This window comes from Acidovorax sp. KPB24-07, from assembly GCF_057543315.1.
In genome coordinates, this window is record NZ_BAAJYS010000926.1 from 1 (window position 1) to 605 (window position 605).

Annotated in this window: 1 protein-coding gene; it reads right to left on the reverse strand. The window is 73.7% G+C overall.

Translation table 11 applies throughout. The annotated features are described in order from the left end of the window. A partial coding sequence (locus tag AC27IQ_RS26720) for an MFS transporter (RefSeq protein ID WP_487091499.1) occupies positions 1-605 on the reverse strand: 605 nt, incomplete at both ends.

The following is a 605-nucleotide window of genomic DNA, read 5'->3' on the forward strand; positions in this document are numbered from 1 at the left end:
CCACCCCCCACGCCGGTCAGGCACGCGGCGCTCCACCCGCCGCGCTGCCAGGCGGCGGAGCCGAGCGCCGAGCCCAGCGCCGCCCCGGTGAAGTAGGTGGTCATGTAGACCGCGTTCAGGCGCGAACGGGCCTCGGGGGCCAACTGGTAGATCACGTTCTGGTTGCTGATGTGCACGCCCTGCAGCGCCAGGTCGATCGCCAGCATGCCCACCAGGAACCACACGATGGACGTGCCCCCGAGCCACAGCGCCGCCCAGCTGGCCAGCACCAGCAGCACCGATACGCGGGTGGTGAGCTGCTCGCACCCCTGGTCCGCCAGTCGGCCGGCCACGTTGGCCATCAGCGCCCCGGCCACGCCCGCCAGCCCGACCAGCCCGATCTGCGCATCGCCCAGGCGGTGGGCGGGGCCTGCCAGCATCAGGGCCATGGTGGAGAACAGCACGCTCACCGAGGCGAATGACAGTCCGCCCAGCAGCGCCCGGCTGCGCAGCCTGGGGTGCCGCCGCGCGAGCGTGCCCAGCGAGCGCAGCACCTGCCCGTAGCTCGGCGGGTGGGGGTTGCGCAGCGTGGGCAGGGCGAACCACAGCGCCGCGGCCACCACCAG